Source organism: Niveispirillum sp. BGYR6, assembly GCF_027568365.1.
Taxonomy (GTDB): domain Bacteria; phylum Pseudomonadota; class Alphaproteobacteria; order Azospirillales; family Azospirillaceae; genus Niveispirillum.
Genome location: NZ_JANLNL010000006.1, coordinates 1 through 26,525 on the forward strand (window position 1 = coordinate 1; position 26,525 = coordinate 26,525).

Sequence of the window (26,525 nt, forward strand, 5' to 3'; positions counted from 1 at the left end):
GCATTCATCGCGCAAGCGTCCGTTGAAACTTTCCACGAACGCATTCTGGGTGGGTTTGCCGGGCTGGATGTAATGCCATTCGACCCCATTGGCTTGCGTCCAGGCCAGGATCGCCCTGGAAATAAACTCACTGCCATTGTCGCTGACAATCATCAGCGGTTTGCCGCGTGTGGCGATCAGCGCGTCCAACTCCCGCGCCACCCGCTTGCCGGATAGCGAGGTGTCGGCCACCAGGGCCAGGTCCTGTTGACAAAGGATGGCAACCATAGTTTTGCGGCGGCGATGTTAAGGAAGGCGAGAAATGACATGGCGGTTTTGTCGTATCTGGTAGCAATACGCCTGAACTGCTTGAGGCGATTGAACATGCGCTCGACCAGATTTCGGTCTTTGTAGCTTTCGACGTCATGCGGGATGGGCTCACGCCTGTTCGCCCTTGAGGGGATAACGGGTAGGATGCCGTGGATGAGCAGGTTCTGCCTGACGTCGTCACCGTCATAGCCCTTGTCAGCCAACATCAGCTTGGGTTTGGGAACATCCAGGTCAAACAGGTCTGGGACGGCCTCATAATCGGACGCGTTTCCTCCGGTCAGGATAAAGCCGAGAGGACGTCCTTGACCGTCCGCACGGGCGTGGATTTTGCTCGTAAAGCCGCCGCGGCTTCGACCAAAGCCTTCCTTATGGGTCCCCCTTTTGCGCCGGCGGCCTGACTGTGCCCCCGGATGGTGGTGCTGTCGATCATATGCTGCCAGTCGTCGGTCAAGCCGAGATCGACCAGTGTCTGGAGCAAGGCGTCCCATACGCCTTGCTCCGCCCACCGTCGGAACCGCACATAGACCGAGTTCCATTTGCCATATCGCTCGTGCATATCGCGCCATGGACAGCCAACCCGGAGAACGTAAAGCATCCCGTTCAGGAAACGACGATTGTCATGGGCGGGGCGGCAGCCCCGACCCCGTTCGGCCGGCAACAGCGAACCGATGATCTTCCACTCCGCGTCTGTAACGTCACCGCGCATCAACTGACCTCCGGTAAAGGTCAGCGTTGAATCACGTCACAGAACGTTTGGAAAGACCTTTGTCAACAGGGCCTAGCCATTCACAAGTTGTACCTGGATTAATCTGCTACCGTCGGTACGGGACAGCAGAAGCTGACTGCCATCGGTCAGTTTCACATGTCCGCCGATCGGCACGTCCTTCTTGGCGATGACATCGTACATCTCGGGCATCCCCTCGTTCACAAGGAACCAGTCCCCCTGATGGCGCTGGAAATAACCCACCCGCTTCTTTTGATCAGGCAGCAGATGCTCATTGGGGAAAATCTTGCGGTTGACGTGCCAGGAGAAGAGGGACTGCCCGTCCCAGACCATAACCCGGTGGTTGTCAGACTGGTAGGTCCCGCTGTGCCGGCTGGAATAAAGATTCAGGACCGGCAGTTTTCCTTGATAAACAGTACCGCAGCAGGGACATTTTGGCTTGGTGCTGTTGTCGAACACATACCAACCCATCTCGCACTTGGCAGAGCAGGGTTGGATCATGTCAATGGTGCGCACCAGGGCATTCTCCCACTCCGAAGCTGTCGGGCGGTTCTGAGGATCATGCAGGCCGTTGACGAACGCCTTCCGGAACAGATCGGCTAGCAGCGGCCCGGCGATGGTATAGGGCATGGTGGACGGATCAGCCCAGGGTAACTGGGCTTTGGAAAGCTGAACGGCTTTTACCCGATTACTGGCGTCGGTGGGATGCTCGACAAACAGAGCCCTGGTACCCATTGCCAGTTCCTCATCCTTAGTCGCATCCATGTCATGGACCTTCCCGCCCCGCAAAGGGTGGCGGTAGAACAGATACATGTAGATCAGGACTGCAAGAGCGTGCCTGTCAGTCAATACCGATGGCAGCTTGCGATTGGGGTCGCTCTTGTCCAAATGCTGGGTGGCGATCACCTCGGGGGCGATAAAGTCCGGCGTTCCGACGACATCTGGTGGGAAGCGGCCGGGGACAACTAGGCCGTCAATATCGATCACGCAGGCATTGCCGGTAGTCGGATCAATCAACACGTTCTTATAGCTAAGATCCGAATGGGCGAGTCCGGCCGCATGGAGGCGACGAACCGCCCGGCTGATCATCAGGCAAATCCGGAGATGGGTCAGCCATGACCCCTTTTCCTCCTGGGCAAGAAATTTGGTACGATTGGAGGCGCTGGCGAACCACTTTCCTTCCTTTTCCTTACCCCTGATACCCAACATGTCATTGTTGACCGACCCATGGGCGAAGAAGAAATGTGACTTGTAGGCCGGCGCGACAATCCCCATCCGGCCGTCCTTTTCAACAATACTAGTCGGCCAGCAATATAAATCCCGCCAGTAATCCCCGCCTTCCTTTGCAAAAATGCCTTCACGATAGGTGCCGACGATGGATTTCAGGCGTTCGCGTCCTTGAAAATCAAGCGGGTCACGGAAGAAGGCGACGACATAGGAGCGGTCAGGGCTGAAATAGACATCCTTCATGCCCCCCTGGCCGATGATGACATCATTATATTCAACCTGCTGCCCATCAAGGGTGGTGAGCTTAACAATGGTCATGCCATGTTCCTTCAGGGCACCAGGATCGCCAGGGTCCGGTCGTCGTGATTTCCGGGGGACCAGAAGTCCAGCCATTCCAGGAATTGGGCTTCAATCGCATTATTCGTGCGGGAGAAATCGACCGCCTTTGCCAGATCGTCGTTCCAGAATGTCGCCCATCTGGCGGGTGTGGCGAAAACGGCGTCGGTCGGGAACTTCGGGTCGGAGATGCCATCGGTCATCAGAGCGATGGCCGTGAACTCCTTGCGGACGTCAAAGAATATCCGTTTCGCTACCTCCTCGAACCCACCCGCGAACTCCGACCTCTGGAGGAAGCGGGTTTGGCCAGCAAATTCACCGCTGTCGGGAAGTGTGAGTGGGGTCAGGGAACCGTCCCGGATATCGAATACTGCCGCCCCACCATCACCAACTGAGAAGCCAGCAATAAACCAACCTCCCGGTATCTGCCGAACCACCACCACGATAAGAGTGGTCGAGAAGGCGGATGCTTTCGCGTCGTGAGAGGCAGCTTCTTCCTCAATCGCTTTGGCCGCCTGGAAGGCGGCGGTGGCCAGCGACTGATAAAGCTGGCTCTTTATCTGCCCGGTCGCGTCGGGGTTACCCTGCTGATGGGCGGGGACAAGCTTGGCCAGATGTGGGGTGAGATGTTCATCCAGCAGACCGGGAAGGCCCTGTAGCACGCAGTCGACGGCAACTTTGGAACCACGGCGGGAGTATTTGGCACTACCGGCACCATCAGCCACCGCCGCGATATGCCAGCCCCCCGGGCCATGGGCCAGGAGACCGAAATCATCGTCACGAAAGCCACCATCCTTGGCGTGGGAGCGTCCACGCTTGCTGGCCGCCACACAGAGCAGATCGCCTTCAATCCGGCGGAAGGCCTGGTCGGGTTTCCAGAACGAGTCGTTGCGGTCGCTATCCTTCGAAACCCACAGCGACTTGGGATCGGCGATGACCGCAAGGTTGGCTGTGACCTCGCAGCGCTTGCCATGGAAGAGCCCCAGCAGGCGGATGACGAAGTCGCCGCTGGTCGCGGGCGTCCCCTTCAAAAGTCCGGATACTGGGTCCAGGGTCAATCCGGAGCCACCAGCATTCTCCAGTTTAATATCCTTGAACCCCTCAATCTCGACTGCGCCCTCATAGGCTTCATTGGCCCTGGCATTCTTCAGATAGACCGTCTTCTTGACCATTTCGATGGGCGATATGGTCGGGTTCCCAGAGGCTGGTGGGCGGGCTGCCCCCTCCGGTTGGGAGACAGGACCGGCTGGAGCGGCCTGCGGACGTGCTGTGTCCATGGATGGGGCCGGAACCGGCGGTGTTTCTTGGGCGGGCTGGACAGAGGATGGTGCAGCTTTGGCCACCGGATCTCGGGGAGGCGTAGGCGTGGTCATCGGAGCCTTTAAAGAAGGGGAGGGGGCGTCGAACTCTTCAGTCGGCACATACTTCTGAAGTTCATGACCGGAAGAGAAAACGGATTTGGACGGGGGTTGAAGAACCGAAGGAGCCTGTGGGGCCGCAGGCTCGGGGATTCGCGAGTCGGCAACCGCAGTCCGTTCCTCCAACTGCTTCCGACGCCGGTTGATGGCAATGCGATCAAGAACAAAAAGAATACGACGTAATTCCGGCGGCAGGCCAAAGAAGTCGCGGTAACCATCCCCCGGGTCCGGGACTTTTTCCTCAGTAACGATGCTGGCCAAATCAGCCATCGCGACGCGGATGGTGCTGGGGAACTTGAAATCGTCGGTCATCCTCGCCCCCGTCCGATATCGAAACCGTCACCGGCCTCCGCCGTGCCATATATCCCGATCTTGTCGCACCAGGGGCAGGTCTGTTCGCCCTCGCCCTCCACGCAATGAATTTTCCCGCAGCCACAGACCGCCATGGCGAAGCGCGCGCCGCAATGCGGGCAGTTGGGTTGGCCGATCAGATCCTCGGAATAGACGGACTGACCACTGCCGACCGTATCCGACAGGTCGAAATAGCTGTGCTTCACCGGAACAGCCGTATCCAGGGCATAGCGGCGGGTCTTGAGCAAATTGGCCAGAACCGGGTCCGACGCCTCCATCCGCCCCATATGCCGTTCATACTTCACCACATAGGGCAGCTTCTTTTTGGCGCATTTGCCGACAAACACGGCGTAGCGATCATCCACCCCGGCAAAGGGGGCCAAGCCCGCCGCCGATTCCACGGGCACCAGCAGACCGGGTTCGGCTTTGGCCAGGTTGACCTTGCCATCCTGCCCTGCGCTGACGCTCCGGCTCTGACTTTGGATCGACATGGATATCCAGCGGATGAAACGGGCGAACGCGTCCTGCGCGCTGTCGTTGAAAACGACCACATCATCGGTCAGCCGCTTCAGCAGGGTGTGATCAGCCCCACCGCCGATGGATATGGCCACCAAACCCACCCGGTGCCGGTATGAGCGGTTCCAGCGCTCAAGGGCGGGTGTCACATTGTCCGTCGGGTACCCGTCGGTCAGCAGGAAAATGATGGGCCGCCAATCTCCCTTGCGGTCGGGCGTCGTGGTCACGACGGTGCGGTCGATTTCATCCATCAGGTGCGACAGGGCCGCCCCCAGGGCCGTACCGCCGCCGACCGGCAGTTCCGGTGGATGGAAGGCGAAGAGTTCGGTAAACTGGGTTACCGTCTTCGCCTTCCCGGCGAAGGCAATCACCGAGAGGAATGCCATCTCCAGCGCATAGGGATCCTTGCGGAGGGTGGAGACAACCGCCCCGATCCCCTCCTCAAGCTTGTAGAGCTTCTCCCCGACCATTGATTCTGAAACATCAACAAGAAAAAAGATCGGCAAGCGGCGCATCGTCGGTTCCCCTTACAGGACAACCTGGATTTCGGGCGGCGGCGGCGGCAAGGCAGCGGTGCCGGCCGCCCCCATCGATCTGTTCCCCCCCGAAATTGCGGCGGTTACCCATTTGAAGAAGCTGGTGAAGCCGGCGCTGTCCATCGTGTCCAGCGACACGACATGATCGCAGAGGGGCTGGATATCCTCCTTGCGCGCCTTCGGGCCAGCCACACAGCCGATGATGCTGGCAAACCCGATGGACCGAATACAGGGGCACTGTTCTTCGAAAACCTGGGTGTCCGACGGTTTGCCGTCGGTCATCACGAATAGATAGGGGGCCCAGTCCCCCTTCTCTTCCACCGTGGTATGCCTGATCTCCTGGCGAATGCGCGCTCCCAGGGTTTCCAAGGCTAGCCCCAGATGGGTGGGGCCGGATTGAGGGGTGGTGATCACGGGCACCTGCAGCTCGTCCAGGGCTGTGAGCGGCACCTGTACCTTTGCGTCCGCATCGAACGTAATGATGCTGACATGCACCGTCTCCAGGGCGTGCGGATCCTGGCGCAAAGCGCTGACCATGACCCTGATACCCGTATTGACGGCTTCAATCGGCTCTCCCCGCATCGAGCCGGACGTGTCGAGCAGCAGATAAACAGGAAGCCTTCGCACGCGTCCCTCCCCTCTTCCTCAGGCAGCTTTGCTCAGACCAGGGTGATCTGGGGCGGCGGCGGTGGAAGCTCGCTGATCTCGCTGGAGTCGGACTTGGTGAGATCAACCTTCTTGGACGAGGTAGAGATGGAGGCAGACACCCACTTGAAGAAAGCTCCGATGGTGCTGTTATCAGCCGTATCCAGCGACACCACCACCTCGGTGATCTTCTTCAGCACCGTGGTATCGGCCTGTGGGCCGGCGGCGCAGGCGATAACCATGCCAGTCTTCACCTGCTTGAATTCGATCAGGCCCTTTTCCCAGTCATCGGTCGGCTGGCCGTCGGTCATGATGAAGACAAGCGGCTTCCAGTCGCCCTTCTCCTCAGGCGTGGTCTTCTTGACTTCCCGCTCGATACATTCCTTCGTTACCTTCAAGGCATCGCCCAGGGAAGTGGTGGAACCCGCATCAAAGGTTGGGGGCTGGAACGCCATCAGTTCGGTCAGCGGCACAACCTGGCGGGCCTTGCTGTCGAACACGATTACCGAGAGGTAGGCCGTTTCAAGGGCATAGGGATCGGTTCGCAGGGTGCTGACCAGCATCTGCATTCCGTTGCGGACGGCTTCGATGGGCTCTCCATGCATGGAGCCAGAGACATCAAGAACCAGATAGACGGGAAGACGACGCATTGGCTTTTCTCCTGCTATTCTGGTCAGCCCACGTTGATTCCGTACTGGCCGCACATGGCGGCCAGCCCGCCTGCATAGCCCTGACCGACGGCCCGGAACTTCCACTCCCCATTATGTCGGTAGATTTCTCCAAAAGTCATCGCCGTCTCGGTTGAATAATCTTCCGATAGGTCATAGCGGGCGATTTCCTTATCTGTTTCATCATTGACGATACGGATGAAGGCGTTTCGGACCTGTCCGAAACTCTGCCGGCGAGATTCGGCATCATGGATGGTCACGATAATGGCAATGGTCTGAATATCTGTCGGAACAAGGCCAAGATTGACCTTGATCGCCTCGTCATCACCTTCGCCGGCACCAGTCTTGTTGTCACCGGTATGTTCGACCGACCCGTCAGCAGACTTCAGATTATTGTAGAAGATGAAGGCCTTTTCGTCCGGCACCTTATGATTGGCACCGAGTAGGAACGCAGAGGCATCCAGGTCGAAATCGGCACCGTCGGTGGAACGGGCGTCCCAGCCCAGTCCGATCAAAATCCGCTTCAGACCGGGTTCGCTCTTGGACAGGCTGACATTACCGCCTTTGCTCAAAGAAATGGTCATGGTCTTCCTCTATGTCTATCTATAAGTAGGAATGCGGCCCGGCGGGTGGCCGTGCGATGATGCGCCCATAGAGGGCATCGCACGACCGTGCACCCAGGCTGACTTCCAAATCCCTCCACTCAGAGGTTGAAGTCGGAAGGGGAGAGGCCGAGTTCGGAGCACATGCGACGGACGGCTGCCTTTTCCTTCTCATCGAAATTGCCGTCAGCAGCGCCAATTGCGCAGCAGACACGGACAACCAGTTGGGCCTGTGGTTTGCCGCGAAACTTGCCGACGGCCTGCATCACCTCGCCAACACCGATCATTGCGTCGAACTCGAACTTCTCCACATATTTCTGGAAAATCTTGATGACGTCCCCGGAATCGAAGACCTTCAACTGGTCGGACGTGCGCAGAAAACCCATCATCTTCTGCTTTTCTTCAGATGTGATGCTGCCGTCGGCATAAGCAACCAAAGCACTACCCGCGACAACCGCCTCCAGCAAATCCTTCGATTTGAACTTGGTGATTTCGGTGTTGAGAGCCTCGCGGGCCTCGGTGACGTTCTTCTTCAGCCAATCCGTGAACGACATTGCTCTTCCCTTTCAATCCTTGCTGCCGGCTGCCCAGCGGAGACCCCAGTGATAGGCCTTATCCATGGGTTGATGCCCCCGGAAATAGCGCTCTTCCTTGGTGACTTTCAGTTTGCCCCCGTCACTCTCGATCAGGGCAATGGCGCACATCCCCTGGCCAGAGGTCGGATTGTCGAGCCGGACCTCGATATCGGGCTGGCCCGGTACCTTCACAGTGGCGACACCATCGGCGGCAGCCCAGTTCGGCACGCCATCATAAATGAAGGCGAACACAAGTATGCGTTTGATCTTCGCCAGCTTGTCGCCATTGATGCGGATATTCTCCCCCTGAGCCATGGCCCCGGTACGATCATCGCCAGCGTGCTTGATGAAGGGTTCGTCTTGATAATTCCCCCAGGCATTGCCAAGTGCCTGGACCACACCTTTGTAGCCGTCCTCCAGTTCCCAGAGACAGCCGAGGTCCAGATCGATTCCCTTGTTGCCCCCTAACAACCCGCCTAGCAGACCGCCCTTTTTCTCCGGTCGTTGATTCCAGTTCAGATTGAAGATGATTTCACCAAAGCTTTCGCCCGGCTTCTTCTCCAGCGAGACGGATTGCCCCCGCTTCTCCAGCGTCACCTTGGTCAAGCTGATCGGCTTGACCACCGGCGGTGGGGGCGGCGGCGGTGCAGGTGGTTTTGCTTGCACGGGAGCAGGCGATGATGATGCCGGCGGCTCATCCGCAATATCGACGCCATACTGACGGGCCAGCGGTGCCAGCCCACCGCTGAAACCCTGTCCGACAGCACGGATTTTCCACTGGCCATTCCGGCGATAGACCTTGGCAAGGGTGATCGCCGTCTCCTTCATCCCCGCCACAGGCAGGTCGAAACGGGCAACCTCCTCACCTGTGGAAGGGTCCAGCAGACGGGCGAACATGCCGTTCAGGCTGCCGAAACTCTGCCCCCTCGCCTGACCTTCGTGAATGGTGACGCAGATATCAATGGAGTCCACAACCAAGGGTACCTGGGTCAACGCGACCTCAAATACCTGCATATCGGCCGGGGAACCCGTTTGGGGGGAGGGTTGAAACCGGACAGAACCATCCGGTGAGGATTGAGAGCCATAGAAGACGAAATGCGCGTCGTCCGGCACCTTTCCATCTGCCTTGACCATGAAGGCGGAGGCATCAATCTCCATCCCTGCGATGGATTTCGGGTTCCACCCGACCGCAACAACAACGCGGGGGGCAGACGGAATACCCGCATTCGCGCCTGGTGTCAGAACAGCCACACCCATTCCCCTATCCCCTTACGCGATCTCTTTTGTCAATTCCCCGCGACAATTACAAATCACCGGGCTCATCATCGATGGGCTCAGCGAGAAGCCATATGCGCGGAAGCGGCAGTCACCTGCCGCTTCCGTCCCGATCGGGGTAACCTCTTCGGGATTAGATGTTAAAGGGCGGCCTGAATCGCCGGCATCATGTCGTGGAAGGTGCGACCGATCGTCTTTTCGCCGATCGCATGGATCTTCCACTCCCCGTTGTGGCGATAGATCTTCGCCATCACCAAACCGGTATGACCGCCCGATTCACCGAGAGAAAATTTCGCCAGTTCCTTCCCTGACACCTCGTCAACCACGCGGCAATAGGCGTTGGCCACCTTGTCGAAGGTCTGTCCGCGGAAGGAATTGACGGTAAAGACCAGCGCCCTGACGCTAGCTGGCAACTTCGACAGGTCGACCTTGATGGTCTCGTCATCGCCGTCGCCGGCGCCGGTAAGGTTGTCACCCGTATGAATAATGGCGCCGTTCATCCCCTTGAGTTGACGGAACCAGATTTCAGCCACCAGCTTGCCGGATTCGTCAAAGACAAGGCAGGAGGCGTCGAGATCGATATTATCGGGCGCACCACCGAACAGCCCGCCAAGCAGCCCCCCCTTCTTGGCCACGTCCCAGCCAAGCCCCATGTATATGCGTGTCAGAGAGGCGCCATCTTTCGAGAGGCTGACCTTCTGGCCTTTTGAGAGAGAGACGGACATCCCGATCCCCTTACCTTAGCCGATATTAACCCCGAAATTCTTGGCCAGCGGCCCCAGGCCACCAGCAAAACCCTGACCGATAGCCTTGAACTTCCACTCAGCACCGTTCCGATAGATCTCACCAAAGATCATCGCCGTCTCCGTGGAGTAATCTTCGGAGAGGTCGTAACGGGCGATTTCCTTGCTGTCGGCCTTGTTCAGAACACGGATATAGGCGTTGGAAACCTGTCCGAAATTCTGTCGGCGGGCCTCTGCCTCATGGATCGTAACCGAAAAGGTGACCTTACGGACATCGGCGGGCACCTTGGACAAATCGATCACAACGGTCTCGTCGTCCCCCTCACCGACACCAGACTGGTTGTCGCCCTGGTGGACCACCGAACCATCGACAGAAGTCTTGTTGTTATAGAATATGAAATCGGCATCGCTGCGCACCTTGCCGCCTTCATCCAGCAGGAATACCGAGGCGTCCAGGTCAAAGGCGGAACCGTCGGTGACCCGCGCATCCCAACCCAGGCCAACAATGATGGCGGTAAGGCCCGGGGCCTCCTTGCTCAGGGAGACATTCCCCCCCTTGGACAGAGAAACGGCCATTAGATCGCTCCGATATTGTCGTTGAAACGGTAACTTGGATAATAAACAGAATTAATTCCGATACATTCTCCCCCAAACCTGTCCCATTGCGGTAAGTGGCAGATGGTAGCAGAAAATTCGGCGCCAGCGTCTCGCAAACAAGGTAATAAAGTCAAGCGACATACGCGTTGAAGTAGATTATATAATTTTCATCTTCCCCTCTTGTCTGGACGGACGGGACCAGCTTGCCCCGTGGGGCGCTGAGCGGCTTGAGAGCACCACCGCCCTTCGACTGGCGGTGGCAATCCACGATCGAACAACGTCGATTCAGTGTCAGGACATCCGGGTACAGGCGCAGCGCCATGTTTCCCAGCGCACGACGCCTGTACTGAGCCTGCGCCGATGAACCGACCTGCCTAAGCGGCAGTACCCGTCTCGCTGCTCTCAGACGGCGTAAGTGCCGCCTCGGCATGGCTATGGCGGATGGAAGACCATACAGAGAGGCCGATGAAGGTCGCACCGATCAGACCGGTCAGAACCTCGGGAATGTGGGTCAAGGTTTGGGCATACATGATGCCCGCCAGCGCCAGGATGGCATAGAAGGCGCCGTGCTCCAGATAGCGGTATTCCGCCAATGTGCCTTTGTCCACCAGCATGATGGTCATGGAACGGACATAGAAGGCGCCAACCCCCAGGCCCAAGGCAATGACAAACAGGTTGTTCGAAAGGGCGAACGCGCCGATCACACCGTCAAACGAGAAACTGGCATCCAGCAGTTCCAGATACATGAAGGAGGCAGCCCCCGACTTGTACGCACCTTCCATGGTCTCCTGGCTGGCCTCCATGGCGGCACCAACGCCCTTGACCGCAAGAAAGCACAGCAGCCCCAGCACCCCGGCCACCATGAACTCATGGGCATGATCGCCAAGGAACAGGCTCAGCACGTAGATGGCGAGCAGGACAATGATGATCTCGATGGATTCAATGCTGGCTGCCTTGGAAAGGCGGCTTTCCAGGACGTGGAACCAGTGGGTATCCTTCTCTGCATCGAAGAAGAATTTCAGCCCGACCATAAACAGGAAAGTGCCACCGAAAGCCGCGATGCCGACATGGGCATCGGTCAGGATTTGGGCATAGCGCTCCGGCTCGTTGATGGCCAGGGTAACGGCCTCGATCGGGCCGAGGCTGGCCGCGATTGCAACGATAAGCAGTGGGAAGATGATACGCATCCCGAACACGGCGATGAGAATCCCCCAGGTCAGGAAACGGCGGCGCCAGACCGCGTTCATGTCTTTCAGGATGGTCGCGTTCACGACCGCATTGTCAAAGGACAGGGATATTTCCAGGACGCACAGGACCGCCACGATAAACGCGGTGCCGAGCGCGCCGGCGACGGTGCCGGTAGCATTATAACCGAGCCAAGCACCCGCGAGCAGACCCAGGATTGTAAAGGCGAAGGACCAGTTGAAATAGCTGAGCGTAGGCTTGGATGACATTTCGGCTCCTGTAGAGAAGACCGGTTGGTAACCGGATATCAAATGTTGAATTCAGCGGGATCGACGGCGGCAGCAGAAGCGATTTTGCGTGCAACCTCGCGTTCCTTCGGGTCAAAATTGCCATCCACATTTGCGACCGCCAGCACAACGGCGACGACAATATGGGCCTCGGGCTTGCCCTTGATCTTGGAGACAAGAGCAAGCGCCTCACCCTCGCCGATGGTCCGGTCAAATTCGAACTTTGTGACGATGGCATTGAAACTGGTGATAACCTTCTGAAGGTCAAAGACCTTCAGGGCATCGGAATTCTGAATGAAGCCGACCATTTTTTGCTTTTCCGACGATGAGATCTCCCCATCGGCCGACGCCATCATCGCACAGCCCGCTGTGACGGCATGCATGAAGGCATCATTCTTGAACTTGGTGACTTCATCGGCCAACCCTTTCTGAATGGAGGCGGCATTGGCTTTCAGCTTGTTCCAAAAGCTCATGGGACTTCCCTTTTTGGCATTGGGCGTGAAGACAAAGCGGCCACCTGGCTCTTGGCAAGCGACCGCTTTGTAGGGGGTGTTTAGTCAGCCGCGAAAGAGACCAGCTTCGTGCGCGGCCTCCTGCCAGGACGGGAACTCCTCCATCAGGAGCTCGAAAATTTCCTCGTCACTCGGTTTGGATGGATCGTCCACGGCAAAGAAATTCGCGTTATCCACCAGCCGTCCCGGCATATCGTCAAGATAAGCAAGAAAATCAAAGCCACGCGGCAGACGACCGGATTTCTTGCCCCGTTCCAAGAGGCCACCTGCAGGCCGTTCGCCAATGGCAATGAAACTCCAATGGATGGGCTCTCGGGATGCCTCCACGATCATCTTCTCTGACAGTGCGCGATCCTCTGTGCCACCATCCGTCAGGAACATGACATAGACCGGCATCTGGCCCCAATCCGACTGGCTGGCGTAAAACGCTCGTATCCGGCGCATGACCTGACCGTACCTGGTTCCGCCTTCCAGATTGTACTGCCCGAGCATGGCGGGAACGAAGCCACGATAGGTGTCCACGTTCAGCGAGCCGTAATGATGGTCGCGTGCCCCGAACAGAAAGACATCAATCTCGCCATCATCATCAAAGCGATAGGCAATCGCCATGGCACGCTCGACAAAGTGCTGGACCTTGCCAGATCGGTAGAGACTGCGCATGGAACCGGAAATGTCCAGCACCAGGGCGACCTTGGCCCGATCCGTGACCAACCGCTTCTTTTCAAGACTGACCTGCACCTTCTTGATCAAACTGACGAGCTGCTGATCTTTTTTTTCCAGGTTCACAAGCCTTTTCTCAAGGCTTACCCGGCTGGCACCGGCTTTGGACAGGGGGGTGGCATCGGGGACCGGGGGCGGGATCGGGGCTTCATCCACAACGATGCCGAAATGGCGCGCCAGAGGTGCCAGTCCCCCCACGAAGCCCTGGCCAACGGCCTTCACTTTCCACTCGCCGCCCCGGCGATAGAGCTCACCGATGATCAGCGCCGTCTCGGACATGCCAGCGGTCGCAGCATCGTACCTGGCCACGTTTTCGACCTCAATAAAGGCGGCGCTGGCCTCAGCGAAGCTGTGGCCGGTACCCTCCGCCTCATGGATCGTGATGGCGAACGCGATCCGCACCACATCGGGTTGCACCTGGCCAAGGTCGATGGTGAACCTGCCGTCAGCCAGTTTCACGCTGCCATCCCTGGAGGCAGGTTGATTATAAAAGATCATGTCGTCGTCGGATTGGACCTTGCCATCCGCTTTAATCAGAAAGGCGGACGCATCCACATCCAGATTGCCGATGCGTGCCGGGGCCCAGCCGACGGTAACGCGTGTATGGGACGCGGGGATGGCAGTATTGCCGCCTTGGGTCAGGGCCTTCATGGAGACAGCCTCATTTAATACCAGATCAAGAGCTTGGGTGGCGTTCAAATGTCGCGGCTATGCTGTCCGCCATATCCTTGAAGGCGTGTGATAATGTCAAAGTTCGTCAACGATACCATCGACTCTCCCTTTCAGCACCTATATCAATGGCCATATGCGCGGTAGGGTAATGCCCAGGGTGGTAAAAATATGATATTGATAGATATTAATCAATCGTATTTACATTTTTGCAATATTAAAATATAAAGGGACAAAATTATGACATATGGTGCTTTTTATTTGGTTTTTCTGGATTTTTCGTAAAACTCCAGAAGGCCGACTGTGTGCATGTGCCATCCTGCCATTTGACCGAAGGGCGAATATTCATGACCACGCAAAGCCGGCGGGTTTGGTTCAGCCGCGGCCTGTCGAACGTAACGGACATTGCCCGCACCGTTGATCGGACTGGCGGCCTGGAGATATTGGTCAGCCACACCGAGGCGGACTTTCCGGGTTTCGCCTTCGCCGACCGGTACTGGGTGGAACCGGAGGATCTATATAAAGGCGGTGGTTTTGCCGATTACGCCCTGGCAAAATGTGAGGAGTTGGGCATTGATCTGTTGTGGCCCGGCAAGGGTGCACCCGACATCATGGCCCGGAAAGCGGAATTCGACGCAGCAGGCATCCGCACACTGCTTGCAAGCGACTCAGTGACCCATGCGCTGTTGGACGATAAGGCGGCTTTCTACCGCGATCTGGCTGGTACCGGCCTGCCGATCCCGGAATGGATGGAATTTTCTACGCTGGCAGAATTTGATGACGCCTGGGCCACGCTTCGCCCGTTCGTACCCTCCTTGTGTGTCAAGCCGACTGTGTCGATCTTCGCGCTGGGTTTTCGGCGGATCGTGGAGGACGATGATGAGTGGGGCCGTTTCGTCTCCAACGACCAGTACAAGATTAGTCTCAACGAATTCCGACGACTGCTTGCAAGCAGGCACAAACATCGTCCATTCATGCTTATGCGCACGCTTGAGGGCGAGGAGCGGAGTGTGGATTGCGTGGCGCATCAAGGGCACCTTGTCGCCGCCGTTTCCCGCGTGAAGCGGGGGCGTACACAGCATATCGAAACAGATCATGCGGCCATCCGGATCGCGCACGCGCTTGTGGAACGATACCGCCTCAACGGTGTGGTCAATGTGCAGACCAAGGACCACGAGGGCACACCCTATATTCTTGAGGTAAACCCCCGGATGTCGGGTGGCACGCTTTATAGCTGCCAGACCGGTCTGCATCTGCCCTACTGGGCCATATTGCTGGCGTTGGGCGACGCTTCACCGGAGGACGTGCCTTTGCCCACATCAGGCGTGGTTGCCCCCATCCAGGGTGTTGTCAGAGTCTTTTGACTACAAGGAAACGTCAGGCGGAAACGAAGAGACGCGGACCTGCCCCTATATCAAACTCCCCTTCATGCACCGACAGCCCGACCGTGACGCCGTAGAGGGCCGCGCGCTCCAGGAGGGTTTGGGCGGCTTTGCGGTGGGTGGCCGGCTCGCACATGGTGCCGTGCATCTTGAAGACGGCCGGCGCATCAGACCGCAGAATCTCGCGGGCCATGTCCACATCCTCGTTCCGCACGGCATAGAGGCTCTCGATCATCTTCGCTTGTTGCGGATGGATAGCCGTCTTGCCAAACAGCCCGTGATCAAGGTCCTGAACGACCTCGCGCTCCAGTACCTTAAGGCAGTCGATGGCCTCGCAGACCGGTGCCGTCAGGTTGAAGCCGTGCGGCTTGAAGGTTGAAACCAGCATGGCAATGGTATGGCCGATCACCGTCTCGTAAATGGTCCGGCTCGGGGGACGGCGCACGCCCAGCAGGTTGAACAGGTCGTTGCCGCCGATGCGTAACGCCAGGATGCGGGGGCGCACGGCGCTATCGGACATATATTCGCGCAGGCGACGCATCTCGACAGCGTCGAACACCTCGGCTGTCTCCAGTGTCGGCATGACGACGAACGGGCTGTCATGGCCAGAAATCTGGTCCAGATAGTTGCCAAGGTTTGCGGTCGTGATCTTCGGCAAGACGAAGCCATCAATCTTGCTGATCCCGCGCATCTGGAGCACGCGGCCCATGACGTGGGGGTTGCGCACCCGGATGAAACGAAGCAGTCCAGGCGAGGCCTGCATCAATGGCAGGGCATTTTCCAGGATGTCCAGCGCCTGACTGACATCATCCGTCAGCACCGCATCCTCGGTGCAGAAAATAACCGAACGCAAGCCTTTATGCTTTTCTCGGTTGCCGATCTCAACGAGGTCACCGCGGGTCGCGGGGACATACAGGGACGCGCCAAGGTGGAGATAGCGATTATCCTGGACTTCCATGGTGAATTCCTTGCCGCTTGGCCGGGCTTCGGGGTGAGGTCGATGGTTGAAAGACGTTCGTTTCGAGGTCAGCCCTCGCCCAGGGTCTTGATGATGGCGGCTGCCCTATAGGGGCGGGCCAGCGTCGGGTCCACAATCACCCTCACGCCGCGCCCGCGTGCCAGTTGCATCAGGTGCGCCACATCGCGGTGATCAGGTTCTCGCACGATCAGGGTTTCCGGCACACGCCGCAGCAGCGACCGGGTGGACTCGCCGATGCCCGGTTTGATGCGATTGCGGTCAGCCACACCATGGCGTTCCATGCAGGAGGCAACGAATGCCTCGCAACCGGCCCGCAGGTCGGCCAGCCTGTCCGAGGAGTTACCGACCGGCAGGCAGGCCGGATCAAAAAGTGCATCCAACATCGGCCTGGTCACCTCATCAACGAAGCGGCGGGAGATGTCATGCGGCTCAAGACCGGTATAGTAGACACAGGCATGAAAGTCGCCAGGGCCGACATATTCAGCATTCAGCACCGTGCGGCTGACCAGGCCGGAAACGATCGCATTCAGCACAGAGGACGGGATCAGGTAATCCTCATAGCTGGAAGACAGGGCCGCGACCCCTGCCAAGTCGGCGACCACGGCGAGCGAGGGATCCACGGCGACACCGCGCGAGGTATTGTAGGACGTCACGCAGCGCTTCAGTTCGGCCGTGATGGCCCCCTTTCCCGTCCAACCGTCCACAAACATGATGGAGCCGTCACCATGTGCGGCCACAATACGGTCGAGAGCGACTTCATCAATACCGCGGTCACGGATGATGGAAACCGAGTAATGGAAAACCTCGCGACCCAGGGCACGCAGGGCGCGCCGCAGCAGGACGCCAACGGGGGTTCCGGCACGCGCGAGGCTTGTGACGGCGATCGTGCCGTCCTTGCGGGCCGCTATGCCCTTCGCAAGGGCTGCCATATCGGCTGCAAAACGGTTCCGGTTGCGTCGGAAAACGGCCCAGAATAGGTCCATATAAGCGGGGTCCGGTGCCCTCTCCGCACTCAACATTTCCGAATAATGGCGGCGACCGGCCTGGATCAGGCGCTCCTTCGCCTCGATCTCGGTTGGTGGCATGTCGACGGTCTTCAACAGGAACGTCACATCCTCAGGAAGGTAGCTGCCAGAGAAGCTCATCGGGCGTATTTCATCAAGGCGTTGAATATCTGCGAGTGGGAGGTTGGGGTGATCGCGTAATCACACAGACCCATGAAGGAAAGATCGGTGAAGCTGTCCCCGATACCGAGCGTCAGGGTGGAATCCGTACCCACATTGTCCAGATACCAGCGCACCGCCCTGGCCTTGCCGAGAAACCCCGGCATCGCCGCGAGGTTGTTGCCGTTCAGGTGCAGATACCAACCATCCGGCAGACCCTGTCCAAGTTCCGCCGCCACCCCTGCCAAACATTCCTCATCATGGGCGTTGTGTTTGACGGAAAGGTAGAGATCTAGCCCCGCATCGGACACGATGGTGTGGCGCACATCCGCCCCCCTGGCGGTGGCGATACGGACCATTTCGTCAAGGATGCCTTCCAGGGCGGCACGTTCACGCTCCACCTCGGCGGAGATGAAGGCGTGCCAACGCGGTTCGGGCCTTCCATCGGGGCCGATCAGCAGGCCGCCGAAGGAGCAGATCGCATGGCTGTGTCTTAGACTGAGGCGGACCCGGTGGAAGGCGGCCTCGTTGCGACCGGTGGTCGGGACGATCACAGCACCGTTGCCCAGGACATGGGACAAGAACCGTTCCTGCCGCGCGCTTTGGAAGGAAAGCGGCGTGCCCTGGCGGTCGACGGCAGCGACCCGCGAGCGATCGGGTCCGGCCTTCCGGTCACTGTTGAACAGAGAATCGTCAAGGTCGACAAAGGCATAAACGGTCATGGCAGCCTTCAGAAGCAGACGATGTCAGCGGAGAGCGCCGCTGCGAGTTCAGGATCGGCCGAGTGCGCCGGGGTTTCGAGGCAAAGCACAACGCGGTCGTAGCCACAGCCGATGGCATTGTAGAGGTAGTTCTGGATGCCATCGCCGTAATTATCCCGAAAAGTCAGGGCATTGGCGATCGCATGGCCGACCATGATCGGTGACCTGGTCGTGGCCTGACACCAAGCGTCCACGCCGCGCGCCTCAAGCAGTTCGGCCAGCCGGAAGGGCGCCCAGACAAACTCCCCGGTGCCAAGGACCAGGGCTCTCTCCCCGGTCCGCAGAGCGAGATTGTCGGCTATCTCTGCGGGGGTGCAAGGGTCTTTACGGATGCCAAAGCGGCCATAGTTGGTACGCAGCACAGCCGAGCGGGAGCGCCCATCGCCCTCCAGGTTCGGCATCTTGACCGTGGGGGCATCCGGGTTGCGCTCGAAACGGTATTCACCCTCAAGCAGGGACACCAGATCGGCAGGGACGCCTGCCGCCACCGCCGCCGCCGTCTTCGCACGACCGCCGCTCCAGTCTGTCAGGACCACGCAGACAAGACGTTCGACATCGACACAAAAACTGCCAGCGGCACGAACAAAATTGCCGAAGGTCTTGCCCGTGCTGGCTTCATCATCGACCAGCACCAATGTACGGGCCGAGCGCATCAGGTCGGCATCGCGCGGATCGACAGGGACGCAAACATTGTGTCCCGTAGCGTGGCTATGCTCTTCACGGAACGCAAAAGCTGGCGCTGCATCAAACGCATAGCGGGTGGTATGCACGAACAGCGCGTCGTGGCGACCGGTCCGACGCACCCATTCGTCAAAGACGCCCGTCCCCATGCAAATGGCTGTCTCTGCCATGCCTACAAACAAGACCGGGCCAGGCAAATCATCCGCGACCATGGCGGACAGATCGCGGTAGGTCCGGCGCATCACGGACGGCCGTACCGGGATATGACGGCCCAGCACCTTGCTGACGAAAAGAAAACCACGCTTGGGATTAAGCCGGGCAGCGAATCCGCACAGCGCCTCCAGCGGCGCACACGACCGGTTGACGGCAATCTCCAGATCACCCGCAGGCAAAGACAGGGTGGATATTTCGATTTTTGTGTTGACCACATTGGCTCTCAAGGTTGCATGGTATGCGCAGAATTACCATTCAGATGGCCTTTTGGAATCGGTTTTGTGATTTTGTATTGAGAAATTTTTATTAGGGTCCAGACTCAATCAGCGACAGTACGCGACTATGGTTGTAATGACGAGTGTAGATCGACACCTCCGGTAACCCTGTGTGATGCCGTGACCGGAGCAGAATCGGGTATCCCGGCACCGTGGTGTCAGCTTTCGGCATATCATGGCCTACCCAAAGCCGCCCGAACGGGCGGCTTTGGCGTCAAGCGGGCGCAGTTCTCCCGTTGAGTCAGACCCATCGTTTCATGTTGTAGGCCATGGCGGCCAGCGTGATGGTCGCTTCGGCGCGTTTGATGCCGATGGTGCGGATGAAGAGCTTCATCGGTCCCTTCAGCATGGCAAACGGATGCTCGACCTTGGCGCGGATGGCGGCTTTAAGGGCATTGGCCTTGGCCGTACGATTGGACATTGGTCGGCCCTTGGGCTTCTTGACATGGATATGGCTGACCTTGCCAGCTTCGCGCAGGAAGTCCTCGTTTGCCTGCGAGCGATAGGCCGTGTCGGCCCACACGCCCGACGCCGTATTGTCCGGGTCGATCAGTCCCTCGCGCAGGCGCGCCCCGTCATGGGCGGCGGCATCGCTGACCAGCCGGCGCCGGATCACCTCATGCCGCCGGTCGATGGCGATATGCGCCTTGTAGCCAAAGACCGGGATGGCGTAGCCAAAGACCGGGATGGCGATGTCGGGCGGTTGCGGTTGGGGCGGGACAGCTTTGGGCTGGGCACGTTGCACAGCGTTTCAGGTTCCGAATTCGCCCTCGATAATGGATCAGGCGCCCCAACCACGGTAGCTCTATCGGTACATCGAAGGTGAATTCCCCATCCTCCTGCCGCTCCGCTATCGCACACCGTGGCGCCAGCCAGCCGGGCATAGGCACGTCCAGAAAACGGCAACGCACTACCGTCAGGTACAGTGTGTCGATGGTCGCCTCGATCCGGAAGACGTTGGTGATCATGCCCATGTGCTCGATCAGCAGGCCCGTCTCGACGCCTGTGCCGGCCCGCAGGCTGCTGGCATAACGGCGGTCGCCGAAGCGGCGTTGCCAATGTTCGGCTAAGGGCGTGCGGTCGAAGACCACGGTGACCGGTACGTCGCGTCCAGGCTTCGGTAATCCCATCAGGGTGCAGATCAGCCGGGGCAGCAGGCCCATAGATGGGCCCAGCAGGCGGCGGAAGAGGGGGGTGTCTTGCTGGCTCATGGCTCAGAACTCCGGCTTGGCGATCATCAGATAGAAGATGGCGAGCACGCCAATGAAGGCGGGCCAGCCCAGGGTGAACCAGATGGCGGCATAGCGGCGATAGAGCGGCGGCAAATCTGCGCCGGCGGCCAGTGCTGCCTCGGCCAAGTGCTGCATCCGGATCTGCAGCCAGACCACGGGCAGCCAGCAGGCCCCCACCAGCAGATAGAGCAGGATGGCGGCCAGCAGCCAGCCGCTATCCATCTGATAGCCGGTGATGTGGGCCAGCCAGACGCCGGTTATCGGCTGCACGATGACGGCTGGCGTCGTGAACAGCCAGTCGGCCCAGACGACATTGCGGTTGACCACAGCGGCCACCGAGAGGTTGTCTGAACGGTTGGCCAGCCAGCCATGGAACGCCGTGCCCAGGCCCGTGCCGAACAGCAGCGTCGAGCTAAGGATATGGGCATATTTTAGCAGGACGTATTCATCCATTTTCTGCCTCCATCGCCATCATGGCCAGCGTGGCGCCGACGACCGCCAGATTCTTGGTAATCGCCCCGAACGGGTGTAGCCACAGGTCGGGCAGGTACAGGCTGATCAGGATCGTGTACCCGGCCATCAAGGCTAGTTGTATTGTACCCACCGCCACGGGCCGCCAACGGCAGAGCAGGGCCAATCCCAGAGCCAGATCCAGTGCGGCCCCCGTATAAAGCGCCATGCCGGCCGACATTCCCGTCAACCCCAGCGGCGCCAGCAAGGCGTAGCTGTCCGCCACCGGGTAGAGCCCCAGTGAGACGACGCCCGTCCAGATCCAGATTGCCGCCAGCAGCAGGCGCAGCGGCGTGGCCAGCAGCAGCAGCCGTGCCCGCCAGCGGTCCGCCGCCACTGCCGGATGCCGGGCCAATGCCGCCGACAGCGCCCGCGCAGGGCGACCCAAGATGTCGCGCATCGGGCCGTCATCGCCGACATTGCCGGCTGCCAGCATGGCCAGGCTGTCCCGCGAGGCCGGCCCCAGCCCGAACCGGTCCCCCAGCACCGCACCCAACATCAGCAAGGCGCGGGGCAGGGGCAGAAAGGGGGCGGGGCGCAGGCTCAGCCAGTTGCGCAGCGCCAGGGTGATCCCATCCGTCGTCATCGGCACCGGCCCGGTCAGGTCCAGCCGGCGGGCGAAGGGCTCGGAACGGTGCAGCAGGCGAACGATCACATCGATGACATCATCGACATGGATCGGTTGCACCCGCCAGGTGCCAGAACCTAGCCGCAGGGGCAGAGGGGCGGCGGCCAGGGCCAAAAACAATTCTGTGCTAGCCCCGCCGTGTCCGATGATCAGCGACGGGCGTAGGATGGCCCAGTCCATGCGGTGGCCGGTTGGGTCCAGGGCGGCCAGATGATCGTCGGCCGCCTTCTTGCTGTGGTGATAGCGGCTGCTCCCCGTCTCGTCGGCACCCAGGGCCGAGAACTGGATAACGCGGCGGACACCGGCGGCCAGACAGGCATCGAACAGCGCCTTGGCTCCCTGCTCATGAACGGCATCGAAACCGCCGGCCCCATCGCGGATCAGACCCGCCAGATTGATGACGGTATCGATGCCGGCCAGCCTTGGACGCCAATCGGTCGCCGTGTCGCGGCCCAGGTCGCATTCCATGGTGGGCATATCCGGGAACAGGCGACGCAACCGGTCGGGATTGCGGCCCGCCGCGATGACCGTGTCATTCCCGTCCATCAGCCGTGCCAGCAGGTGCCGACCGACGAAACCGCCGGCACCGATGATCAGGATGCGCATCACATCACCTCCCGCCGTATCGGCAGATCGTTACCGCGCGGCGTGCGCGTCCAGATGGCGTAACCCATGCCCAGCAAGGCCGTCACGATGCCACCCACGGCATAGAAAACCACGCCGCGCAGCACGCGCACGGCATCGCCGTTCAGGTCGACGGCGGAGACCGCCAGCAGCGGCGCCAGAATCACCATCGCCACTGACCAGATGGTCCAGAAGCGTGACCGCTGCTCGGTGCCGCACAGATCGCCCAGCAGCACCAGTAGCGGCCGCCACAAGGCTGCGGCAGCGATGGAGGACAGGGTCAGCGTGATGAACCAACCCATCAGGGTCAAAGAAAGCGAGGCCATGGCCAATCTCCGTTCTGTCCGTGTCGGCACCGCCGGAAGGGGCGCCTGAGACCGTCTTGCGATTGGCATGCCATGTGCTGTATCGGCGGTGTGAAGGCCGGTTTCCGGCGCTTTTGGCCCTGTCCAGGGCGGCAGCGGCGTTAACGGCGTGAACAGTTCCTGCTAGGATGCTGTTAACGATGTTTACAGAAGCCATGACCCCCATCCTGTTCTATACCGGCGCCCTGGCACTGTCGGCGCTGGCCGGCTTCGGGCTGGCCCTGCTGCTGCTGTTGAAGGCGGCCCCGGTGCCGGGTGCGCGACTGCTTGCCTTGTTCCTGACCGGTGTGGCGGTCTGGAGCGGCGGGCAGGCCCTGCCGCCATTGTTCGGACCGGCCAGCGACGGGGTGGTCGGCATCTTGCTGGCGCTGGCGCCGCTGCCCTCTGCCGTGTTTGTGCATCTGGTCCTGGCCTTCGTGCGCTGTGGTGCCACGGGGCCACTGGTCCGCGTTGCCTATGGGCTGGCGGTGGCGGCGACAATGTTGGGCCTGATTGTTGATCCAGGGCAGGTGGTGGCGTGGCGTGACTTCCGTGGTGTCTTCATCCCCAGCGCTGCGGGCTGGGTGGTGATCAGTGTCTGCGGATTGCTGTCGGTTGCGGGGCATCTGCGGCTGTTCAAGGGCTGGCTGGACCTGACGGGACTGCGGCGGCGTCAGGCGGCGGCCATCTGCTGTTCCAGCCTGATCGGGCTGGTCAGCCTGACGGGTTTCGCCTTCGCACCCCTGGGCATTGATGCCTATCCCTGGCCCATGCTGGGCCTGCCGCTTTATTCGGTGGCGCTGGTCTATGGCATCCTGCGCTATCAGTTGATGGATGTGAACCTGTGGGCCCGGCGGATGCTGGTCTGGCTGCTGCTGATGGGGTTGATGGCGGCGGCGGCGACGCTGGTGATGGCATTGCCGCTGGCGGCGGGCACCCCCTTTGTGGGGTTGGAGACGTGGCTGCTGATGACGGCGGTGACCTTCATCACGCTGGCCATCTGGAAGCCGTTGCGTTTCATTGCCGATCGTCTGGTCTTTCCCGGTGGGGAGGTTTCGGCGGCTGATCTGGGGAGCTGGCGGGAGGCTTTGGCAGGGCCTGCCGATTGGCCGGCACTGTTGGACCGCGCTTCCGCGCTGATCGGTGGGCGCCTGGGCCTGCCGGTTGCCGTGCGGGGGGCGGAAGCGGACGGGCCGGTGCCGGCCCTGGCCCTGTCGCGGGATGTGCAGGGCTGGCGCTGCGATCTGGTCGGCTGGGACGATGCCCCGCCTGGGCCCCGTCATGCGGCGGGCCTGTTCGCTGGCTGCTTGGCCGAGGCGGCGGGACGGCTGGACCGGGCCGAGGCGCTGGCCAGGGCGGAGCGGGAGCGCCAGCGGGAAGCGCGCTTGGCCGAGCTTGGTCAACTGGCCGCCACGGTGGCCCATGATCTGCGCAACCCGTTGAACATCATCACCATGGCCGCCACCGGTGCCCCCCCGGAAGTGCGCGCGGAGATTGCCGAGCAGGTGGGGCGCATGGAAATGCTGGTCCGCGACGTCCTGGATTATGCCGGCACTGCCCGGCTTGAACCCAGTACACTGTCGGTGGCCGATGCGGTGGCGCTGGCCTTGTCCGGGCTGTCGGGCCGGAAGGTGGAGACCAATATCGATCCGGAACTGGCCGTTCATGCCGATCCCCGCCGGTTGCGTCAGGTTCTGGTCAATCTTCTGGAGAATGCCGCCGCCCACGGCCAGCGGCTGGCTGTGATGGCGGAGCGGGTGCGGAACGACGTGCGCATCCATGTCTGTGATGATGGACCGGGTGTTCCGCCTGATATCCGCGACAGGCTGTTCCAGGCCTTCGTGTCGCGCCGGCCCGGTGGCACAGGTCTGGGACTGGCCATCGTCGCCCGCGTCATGGAAGCCCATGGTGGAACGGTCGCGCTGGGCGAGCGGTCCGGCTGGTCAACCTGCCTCACCCTGACCTTTCCTGATCGTGTGGAGAACCGGGCATGAACCCGTCGCGCATTCTTCTGGTCGATGACGAGCCGGCCTTTCAGCGCCTGGGTGCCGCTTGGCTGCGCGGTGCCGGCCATGAGGTAGAGGTGGCGGGCGACGGGGAGGCGGCACTGGTCGCCTTCCGTCAGCAGCCGGCTGATCTTGTTTTGCTGGACCTGTCCATGCCGCCGCACCATGATCCCGTGGTGGGATTGGAACTGATCTCCGGCTTTGCGCCGGCACCCGTGGTGGTGATCACCGGTCATGCCGACCATGCGCTGGCCCTGAAGGCGGTGGAGCGCGGTGCCTGGGATTTCCTGGGCAAGCCGCTGGACCCTGACCTGCTGCGCGTCGTGGTCGCGCGGGGTCTGGAACGCGGGAGGTTGGCGGCGGAACTGCGGCGCCTGCGTGCGGTGGCGGGGGCGACCGATGATCTGGGCATCGTCGGGACCAGTGCCGCCCTGGCCCGCCTGCGTGATCTGGTCCGCCGTATCGCGCCGACGCAGCTTCCTGTTCTGGTGTTAGGCCCCAGCGGGACCGGCAAGGAACTGGTGGCGCGTGCCCTGCACGATGGCGGTTCCCGGCGTGACCAACCCTTTGTCACCGTTCATTGCGGTGCCATTCCCGCCGAATTGCTGGAAAGTGAGCTGTTCGGCCATCTGAGGGGCAGCTTCACCGGCGCCCATGCCGACCGACCGGGCCTAGTGGAAACCGCCCATCGCGGTACCCTGTTTCTGGATGAGGTAGGGGAGATGCCTCCACCCATGCAGGTAAAGCTGCTGCGCTTCCTCCAGGAAGGCACCTATCAGCCGGTGGGCGGACGGGAGACGCGCAAGGCCGATGTCCGCACCGTCGCCGCCACCCATCGCGACCTGGAGGCGATGGTGGGGGAGGGCACCTTCCGTGAGGATCTCTATTACCGGCTGAAAGGCATGGTGCTGCGCACCCCGCCTTTGTCGGAACGACCGGAGGATGTGCCCGTGCTGGCCACACTGTTCCTGCGCCGGGCATCGGGTGGGGTGGGCCGTTTCACCCAGAATGCGCTGGACTGGCTGGTCGACCGCGACTGGCGCGGCAATGTGCGTGAGTTGCGGGTCTTGGTGGAATGCGCCGCCGCCCTGGCAGGTCCGGCAGAGGCCGGAGAGCGATTGCTTGATGCGGCTGATTTGGCTTTCGCGGCGAACGGGGAGATGGCGGTACCGGCCGTGGATAACGGGGCGACTGGCCGCCGCACGCTGGAGCAGGAGGTGGCGGTGCTGGAACGTCGGCTGATCATTCAAGCGCTTGAAGAAACGGGGCATAACCACACCCATGCGGCCAGGCTTCTGGGGCTGTCGCGGGTGGGTCTGCTGAAGAAAATGGACAGGATGGGCCTGCGATGAGCGACGCGAACCATGCCGTGCCAGCCCCAGCCATTCTGGAGCGGCTTTTGCTGGGGCCGACCTGCCTGTTCGATGGCGTTTGCATCCTGTGTAACGGGTCGGTGCGCTTCATCCTGGCGACGGAGGCTGACCACGAAATCCTGTTCACGGCTATACAGTCGCCGCTGGGCAGGGCTGTTCTGGAAGCCATTGGCATGCCGCATCTAACCAACAGCTTTGTCTATATCGATGATGGCGTGGTTTCCTTGCGGTCCATGGCGGCATTCCGGCTGGCCCGACGGTTGCGGGCGCCCTGGTCGTGGGTGAGCCTGTTCAGGCTGTTGCCGACAAGGGTAACGGATTGCCTTTATGACCGGCTTGCCGACAACCGCTATCGCCTGTTCGGCAAGCGTGACTTGTGCCTGGTGCCATCGCCTGGCCAGTCTCGGCGTTTCCTCAGTTGAGATAGTTGGCCATCTGATCCGATCCTCCTATCAAGAT

27 protein-coding genes and 1 pseudogene are annotated in these 26,525 nt (G+C 60.4%); 4 read left to right on the forward strand and 24 right to left on the reverse strand.

Annotated elements, in window-relative coordinates; all coding sequences use genetic code 11:
- From PCJ49_RS14030 to PCJ49_RS14100, 15 genes and pseudogenes are all read right to left on the reverse strand, one after another.
- Nucleotides 1-249, reverse strand: a pseudogene (locus PCJ49_RS14030) (integrase core domain-containing protein); the annotation flags it as partial.
- A gap of 337 nt (nucleotides 250-586) precedes the next feature.
- The gene (locus PCJ49_RS14035) at nucleotides 587-1,015 is read right to left on the reverse strand and encodes an IS5 family transposase (protein WP_269911449.1); all 429 of its coding nucleotides are present in this window, start codon (nucleotides 1,013-1,015) and stop codon (nucleotides 587-589) included.
- A gap of 72 nt (nucleotides 1,016-1,087) precedes the next feature.
- A complete protein-coding gene (locus PCJ49_RS14040; protein ID WP_269911450.1) occupies nucleotides 1,088-2,578 on the reverse strand; it encodes a lipopolysaccharide kinase InaA family protein in 1,491 nt (496 codons plus the stop codon).
- A gap of 11 nt (nucleotides 2,579-2,589) precedes the next feature.
- On the reverse strand, nucleotides 2,590-4,326 hold the full coding sequence (locus PCJ49_RS14045; protein WP_269911451.1) for a protein phosphatase 2C domain-containing protein: 1,737 nt from the start codon (nucleotides 4,324-4,326) through the stop codon (nucleotides 2,590-2,592).
- The gene (locus PCJ49_RS14050; protein ID WP_269911452.1) at nucleotides 4,323-5,396 is read right to left on the reverse strand and encodes a TerY-C metal binding domain-containing protein; all 1,074 of its coding nucleotides are present in this window, start codon (nucleotides 5,394-5,396) and stop codon (nucleotides 4,323-4,325) included. Before PCJ49_RS14050 ends, PCJ49_RS14045 begins: the two co-directional genes overlap by 4 nt.
- A 12-nt stretch (nucleotides 5,397-5,408) precedes the next feature.
- Nucleotides 5,409-6,044, reverse strand: coding sequence for a VWA domain-containing protein (locus tag PCJ49_RS14055; RefSeq protein WP_269911453.1), 636 nt, complete (start codon nucleotides 6,042-6,044; stop codon nucleotides 5,409-5,411).
- A gap of 32 nt (nucleotides 6,045-6,076) precedes the next feature.
- Nucleotides 6,077-6,712, reverse strand: coding sequence for a VWA domain-containing protein (locus PCJ49_RS14060; RefSeq protein WP_269911454.1), 636 nt, complete (start codon nucleotides 6,710-6,712; stop codon nucleotides 6,077-6,079).
- A gap of 23 nt (nucleotides 6,713-6,735) precedes the next feature.
- Complete coding sequence (locus PCJ49_RS14065; protein WP_269911455.1) at nucleotides 6,736-7,314, reverse strand: TerD family protein; 579 nt, start codon at nucleotides 7,312-7,314, stop codon at nucleotides 6,736-6,738.
- Nucleotides 7,315-7,433: 119 nt separating this feature from the next.
- Nucleotides 7,434-7,886 carry a tellurite resistance TerB family protein gene (locus PCJ49_RS14070; protein WP_089290751.1) on the reverse strand — a complete coding sequence of 151 codons (453 nt, stop codon included), beginning with the start codon at nucleotides 7,884-7,886 and terminating at the stop codon, nucleotides 7,434-7,436.
- A gap of 12 nt (nucleotides 7,887-7,898) precedes the next feature.
- Nucleotides 7,899-9,164 (reverse strand): TerD family protein, encoded by a 1,266-nt coding sequence (locus tag PCJ49_RS14075; protein ID WP_269911456.1) that lies wholly within the window; start codon nucleotides 9,162-9,164, stop codon nucleotides 7,899-7,901.
- 158 nt (nucleotides 9,165-9,322) lie between these two features.
- Entirely contained in the window at nucleotides 9,323-9,907 is a 585-nt protein-coding gene (locus PCJ49_RS14080) for a TerD family protein (RefSeq protein WP_269911457.1), read from the reverse strand.
- A gap of 15 nt (nucleotides 9,908-9,922) precedes the next feature.
- Nucleotides 9,923-10,501, reverse strand: a complete 579-nt coding sequence (locus tag PCJ49_RS14085; RefSeq protein WP_269911458.1) for a TerD family protein — start codon at nucleotides 10,499-10,501, stop codon at nucleotides 9,923-9,925.
- A 395-nt stretch (nucleotides 10,502-10,896) separates the two neighbouring features.
- Entirely contained in the window at nucleotides 10,897-11,976 is a 1,080-nt protein-coding gene (locus PCJ49_RS14090; RefSeq protein ID WP_269911459.1) for a DUF475 domain-containing protein, read from the reverse strand.
- Between the two features lie 38 nt (nucleotides 11,977-12,014).
- Entirely contained in the window at nucleotides 12,015-12,467 is a 453-nt protein-coding gene (locus PCJ49_RS14095) for a TerB family tellurite resistance protein (protein WP_269911460.1), read from the reverse strand.
- Nucleotides 12,468-12,551: 84 nt separating this feature from the next.
- The gene (locus PCJ49_RS14100) at nucleotides 12,552-13,877 is read right to left on the reverse strand and encodes a VWA domain-containing protein (protein WP_269911461.1); all 1,326 of its coding nucleotides are present in this window, start codon (nucleotides 13,875-13,877) and stop codon (nucleotides 12,552-12,554) included.
- Between the two features lie 365 nt (nucleotides 13,878-14,242).
- On the opposite strand from PCJ49_RS14100, the gene PCJ49_RS14105 reads away from it, so the two are divergent.
- The gene (locus PCJ49_RS14105) at nucleotides 14,243-15,259 is read left to right on the forward strand and encodes an ATP-grasp domain-containing protein (protein WP_269911462.1); all 1,017 of its coding nucleotides are present in this window, start codon (nucleotides 14,243-14,245) and stop codon (nucleotides 15,257-15,259) included.
- A 13-nt stretch (nucleotides 15,260-15,272) separates the two neighbouring features.
- Here PCJ49_RS14105 and PCJ49_RS14110 read toward each other — a convergent pair whose 3' ends face one another.
- The 9 genes from PCJ49_RS14110 to PCJ49_RS14150 form a co-directional block, all read right to left on the reverse strand.
- A complete protein-coding gene (locus tag PCJ49_RS14110) occupies nucleotides 15,273-16,235 on the reverse strand; it encodes an HpcH/HpaI aldolase/citrate lyase family protein (RefSeq protein WP_269911463.1) in 963 nt (320 codons plus the stop codon).
- 68 nt (nucleotides 16,236-16,303) lie between these two features.
- On the reverse strand, nucleotides 16,304-17,401 hold the full coding sequence (locus PCJ49_RS14115) for a cysteine protease StiP family protein (protein ID WP_269911464.1): 1,098 nt from the start codon (nucleotides 17,399-17,401) through the stop codon (nucleotides 16,304-16,306).
- Complete coding sequence (locus tag PCJ49_RS14120; protein ID WP_089290761.1) at nucleotides 17,398-18,141, reverse strand: hypothetical protein; 744 nt, start codon at nucleotides 18,139-18,141, stop codon at nucleotides 17,398-17,400. Before PCJ49_RS14120 ends, PCJ49_RS14115 begins: the two co-directional genes overlap by 4 nt.
- 8 nt (nucleotides 18,142-18,149) lie before the next feature.
- Nucleotides 18,150-19,289 carry a phosphoribosyltransferase domain-containing protein gene (locus PCJ49_RS14125; protein WP_089290762.1) on the reverse strand — a complete coding sequence of 380 codons (1,140 nt, stop codon included), beginning with the start codon at nucleotides 19,287-19,289 and terminating at the stop codon, nucleotides 18,150-18,152.
- 301 nt (nucleotides 19,290-19,590) lie between these two features.
- Entirely contained in the window at nucleotides 19,591-19,965 is a 375-nt protein-coding gene (locus PCJ49_RS14130) for a transposase (RefSeq protein WP_269911465.1), read from the reverse strand.
- Between the two features lies 1 nt (nucleotide 19,966).
- Complete coding sequence (locus PCJ49_RS14135) at nucleotides 19,967-20,560, reverse strand: DUF4166 domain-containing protein (protein ID WP_269911466.1); 594 nt, start codon at nucleotides 20,558-20,560, stop codon at nucleotides 19,967-19,969.
- 3 nt (nucleotides 20,561-20,563) lie between these two features.
- Complete coding sequence (locus tag PCJ49_RS14140) at nucleotides 20,564-21,034, reverse strand: DUF2269 domain-containing protein (RefSeq protein WP_269911467.1); 471 nt, start codon at nucleotides 21,032-21,034, stop codon at nucleotides 20,564-20,566.
- Nucleotides 21,027-22,325, reverse strand: a complete 1,299-nt coding sequence (locus tag PCJ49_RS14145; protein WP_269911468.1) for an NAD(P)H-binding protein — start codon at nucleotides 22,323-22,325, stop codon at nucleotides 21,027-21,029. The genes PCJ49_RS14140 and PCJ49_RS14145 overlap by 8 nt, the downstream gene beginning before the upstream one ends.
- Nucleotides 22,325-22,669, reverse strand: coding sequence for a hypothetical protein (locus PCJ49_RS14150; protein WP_269911469.1), 345 nt, complete (start codon nucleotides 22,667-22,669; stop codon nucleotides 22,325-22,327). Before PCJ49_RS14150 ends, PCJ49_RS14145 begins: the two co-directional genes overlap by 1 nt.
- Nucleotides 22,670-22,848: 179 nt before the next feature.
- Here PCJ49_RS14150 and PCJ49_RS14155 point away from each other — a divergent pair, with 179 nt between their 5' ends.
- Genes PCJ49_RS14155 through PCJ49_RS14165 form a run of 3 tightly spaced genes read left to right on the forward strand, consistent with a single transcriptional unit; the run spans nucleotide 22,849 to nucleotide 26,488 of the window.
- Nucleotides 22,849-24,681 carry a sensor histidine kinase gene (locus PCJ49_RS14155; RefSeq protein ID WP_269911470.1) on the forward strand — a complete coding sequence of 611 codons (1,833 nt, stop codon included), beginning with the start codon at nucleotides 22,849-22,851 and terminating at the stop codon, nucleotides 24,679-24,681.
- Complete coding sequence (locus tag PCJ49_RS14160; RefSeq protein WP_269911471.1) at nucleotides 24,678-26,045, forward strand: sigma-54 dependent transcriptional regulator; 1,368 nt, start codon at nucleotides 24,678-24,680, stop codon at nucleotides 26,043-26,045. Before PCJ49_RS14155 ends, PCJ49_RS14160 begins: the two co-directional genes overlap by 4 nt.
- The gene (locus PCJ49_RS14165) at nucleotides 26,042-26,488 is read left to right on the forward strand and encodes a DCC1-like thiol-disulfide oxidoreductase family protein (protein WP_269911472.1); all 447 of its coding nucleotides are present in this window, start codon (nucleotides 26,042-26,044) and stop codon (nucleotides 26,486-26,488) included. Before PCJ49_RS14160 ends, PCJ49_RS14165 begins: the two co-directional genes overlap by 4 nt.
- The last annotated feature ends 37 nt before the right edge of the window (nucleotides 26,489-26,525 follow it).

What these genes read in the sequence shown, in the direction of transcription:
- PCJ49_RS14090 (WP_269911459.1), bottom strand. Translation starts at nt 11,976, where the DNA reads ATGTCATCCAAGCCTACGCTCAGCTATTTCAACTGGTCCTTCGCCTTT.
- PCJ49_RS14050 (WP_269911452.1), bottom strand. Translation starts at nt 5,396, where the DNA reads ATGCGCCGCTTGCCGATCTTTTTTCTTGTTGATGTTTCAGAATCAATG.
- PCJ49_RS14115 (WP_269911464.1), bottom strand. Translation starts at nt 17,401, where the DNA reads ATGAGCTTCTCTGGCAGCTACCTTCCTGAGGATGTGACGTTCCTGTTG.
- PCJ49_RS14145 (WP_269911468.1), bottom strand. Translation starts at nt 22,325, where the DNA reads ATGCGCATCCTGATCATCGGTGCCGGCGGTTTCGTCGGTCGGCACCTG.
- PCJ49_RS14075 (WP_269911456.1), bottom strand. Translation starts at nt 9,164, where the DNA reads ATGGGTGTGGCTGTTCTGACACCAGGCGCGAATGCGGGTATTCCGTCT.
- PCJ49_RS14100 (WP_269911461.1), bottom strand. Translation starts at nt 13,877, where the DNA reads ATGAAGGCCCTGACCCAAGGCGGCAATACTGCCATCCCCGCGTCCCAT.
- PCJ49_RS14095 (WP_269911460.1), bottom strand. Translation starts at nt 12,467, where the DNA reads ATGAGCTTTTGGAACAAGCTGAAAGCCAATGCCGCCTCCATTCAGAAA.
- PCJ49_RS14150 (WP_269911469.1), bottom strand. Translation starts at nt 22,669, where the DNA reads ATGGCCTCGCTTTCTTTGACCCTGATGGGTTGGTTCATCACGCTGACC.
- PCJ49_RS14080 (WP_269911457.1), bottom strand. Translation starts at nt 9,907, where the DNA reads ATGTCCGTCTCTCTCTCAAAAGGCCAGAAGGTCAGCCTCTCGAAAGAT.
- PCJ49_RS14085 (WP_269911458.1), bottom strand. Translation starts at nt 10,501, where the DNA reads ATGGCCGTTTCTCTGTCCAAGGGGGGGAATGTCTCCCTGAGCAAGGAG.
- PCJ49_RS14165 (WP_269911472.1), top strand. Translation starts at nt 26,042, where the DNA reads ATGAGCGACGCGAACCATGCCGTGCCAGCCCCAGCCATTCTGGAGCGG.
- PCJ49_RS14035 (WP_269911449.1), bottom strand. Translation starts at nt 1,015, where the DNA reads ATGCGCGGTGACGTTACAGACGCGGAGTGGAAGATCATCGGTTCGCTG.
- PCJ49_RS14140 (WP_269911467.1), bottom strand. Translation starts at nt 21,034, where the DNA reads ATGGATGAATACGTCCTGCTAAAATATGCCCATATCCTTAGCTCGACG.
- PCJ49_RS14155 (WP_269911470.1), top strand. Translation starts at nt 22,849, where the DNA reads ATGTTTACAGAAGCCATGACCCCCATCCTGTTCTATACCGGCGCCCTG.
- PCJ49_RS14135 (WP_269911466.1), bottom strand. Translation starts at nt 20,560, where the DNA reads ATGAGCCAGCAAGACACCCCCCTCTTCCGCCGCCTGCTGGGCCCATCT.
- PCJ49_RS14065 (WP_269911455.1), bottom strand. Translation starts at nt 7,314, where the DNA reads ATGACCATTTCTTTGAGCAAAGGCGGTAATGTCAGCCTGTCCAAGAGC.
- PCJ49_RS14105 (WP_269911462.1), top strand. Translation starts at nt 14,243, where the DNA reads ATGACCACGCAAAGCCGGCGGGTTTGGTTCAGCCGCGGCCTGTCGAAC.
- PCJ49_RS14160 (WP_269911471.1), top strand. Translation starts at nt 24,678, where the DNA reads ATGAACCCGTCGCGCATTCTTCTGGTCGATGACGAGCCGGCCTTTCAG.
- PCJ49_RS14110 (WP_269911463.1), bottom strand. Translation starts at nt 16,235, where the DNA reads ATGGAAGTCCAGGATAATCGCTATCTCCACCTTGGCGCGTCCCTGTAT.
- PCJ49_RS14060 (WP_269911454.1), bottom strand. Translation starts at nt 6,712, where the DNA reads ATGCGTCGTCTTCCCGTCTATCTGGTTCTTGATGTCTCTGGCTCCATG.
- PCJ49_RS14045 (WP_269911451.1), bottom strand. Translation starts at nt 4,326, where the DNA reads ATGACCGACGATTTCAAGTTCCCCAGCACCATCCGCGTCGCGATGGCT.
- PCJ49_RS14040 (WP_269911450.1), bottom strand. Translation starts at nt 2,578, where the DNA reads ATGACCATTGTTAAGCTCACCACCCTTGATGGGCAGCAGGTTGAATAT.
- PCJ49_RS14070 (WP_089290751.1), bottom strand. Translation starts at nt 7,886, where the DNA reads ATGTCGTTCACGGATTGGCTGAAGAAGAACGTCACCGAGGCCCGCGAG.
- PCJ49_RS14120 (WP_089290761.1), bottom strand. Translation starts at nt 18,141, where the DNA reads ATGACCGTTTATGCCTTTGTCGACCTTGACGATTCTCTGTTCAACAGT.